The sequence below is a fragment of the Marinobacter sp. UBA2498 genome (genome assembly GCF_002341575.1).
Lineage (GTDB): Bacteria > Pseudomonadota > Gammaproteobacteria > Pseudomonadales > Oleiphilaceae > Marinobacter > Marinobacter manganoxydans.
In genome coordinates this window covers 1-1,577 of record NZ_DDOI01000107.1, presented here as the reverse complement: position 1 = coordinate 1,577, position 1,577 = coordinate 1, and the positions used below count along the sequence as shown (strand labels likewise).

At 59.7% G+C, this 1,577-nt stretch carries 1 protein-coding gene; it reads right to left on the bottom strand.

Translation table 11 applies throughout. From position 1 onward, the window contains the following. On the bottom strand, positions 1-1,553 hold a 1,553-nt coding region (locus tag B2W52_RS14910; protein ID WP_286803673.1), incomplete at its 3' end, for a tetratricopeptide repeat protein. Between the last annotated feature and the right edge of the window lie 24 nt (positions 1,554-1,577).

The window sequence follows — 1,577 nt, the reverse complement described above, 5'->3', positions numbered from 1 at the left end:
GCCGCCAGAGACAGGGTGGTCATGGCCGGTGAGGGCAGGCGACCGACTTCAATCCAGTGCACCTGATGGCCATCGGCCACGAAACGCTGGGCAACGGACCAGGGCCAGAACACAATATTGTCCCTGCCCATGTCGTTAGCCATGCGGGTGGCCTTGGCGATATTGGCGAGGGATTCATCCACCGCGATCACTTCCACATCGTCCAGGTAACTGGCCAGTTCCATGGCGCGCTGGCCGGACTGGGCGCCGCAGACCATGAGGCGAAGAGTGGCAGGCAGGTTGTCGATGCGCCGCCCCAGCTCCGTTGCCATCAGGGTTTTCAAGCTGCTTTCTGTGCGGCAGGCCAGCTGTGACCAGGCAGGCCATGCCTGGGGAACATCGGTCTTATCCAGGCAGAGTTCCTCGGCCTTCTCATCGAAATTTTGTTTGATGGCCTCTTCTTCGGCCCGATCGTAATAGCTGGCGGCCAGAACTGGCTGCAGTGCCAGGGGCCAGTCCACCAGGTTCCACTGGCCAAGTTGCACCGCGAAGGGCTGGTGGAAGAGGGCGCCATACATTGCGCTGATCATCAGTGAGCCGATGAGCCCGTCCTGTTCCTCACCAAGGGCGAACTGGGCCTGGATGCTGTCGTTGATAGCAGAGGCCAGTCGTTCTTCATCGTCTTCAGCTGCCAGGGCATAGCCGGTTCTGTCGGCGTATTGAGCGAGGGCCAGTGTCAGGCGTTGCAGTTCGTCGCGAAGTTCAACGGTTTGTGCGACTTCGGCAATGATTGCCCGACGCAGCAGGGTAACCAGCTCTTCCACCGCAGGATTGGGCATCAGGGTTTTCTGGAGGGCCAGGATCAGCAGTTCGTCTTCACTGGCAGCCTCAAGGGAAATCTGTGCGTCCGGGTTATCCAGGCCATATTGGTGATTAATAATGGCGCTGACAAACCGGCCCAATTCCTGATGTGGCAGACCATCCCGCTGGAGAAGGGCGATAGCATCCTGGGCCAGGGCGGAATCCGCCTTGTTTACTTCCAGGTGTTGGGCGCAAGTGAGCATCCCGCTGTATACGGAATCCCATTCAGCGCCGGTTTCCAGAAGCTTGCGATAATGCAAATAAGCCACATCAAACTGCCCCTGCAGTCGCTTGGAATGGGCAACGCCACAGAAAGCGGCGGCAGATTGCCGGTCACACTCCAGGGCCTGCAGGAAATACTGCTCCGCAAGCGCCGGTCGCTCGGTTTTAAGTGCCCAGTAACCCAGGTTGCAATACTGCTGAACCTGGCCCGGCTGATGGTCCAGGCTGGCGTTGAACAGGGTGTGTGCCTTCTCAAGCTGCCCGTCGTCCATCTCCACACGGCCAAGCAATCCCAGCCCACCGGCATTCTGCGGCTCCAGAGCCAGCGCCTCGTTCAGATAGCCCCGGCATTCCTGCCGGGCCTTTAGCCGCCGGATATGGCTGAGGCCGTTGCTGTTGGATTCCCCATAGGCGAGATTGGCCTGCAGCAGCAGGCGGGCAACCTGGGCCTGTTGGGATTGGGATACCTGGACTTGATGCTTGGCTTGCATGGGACACCTCGTGAATACAGCCGC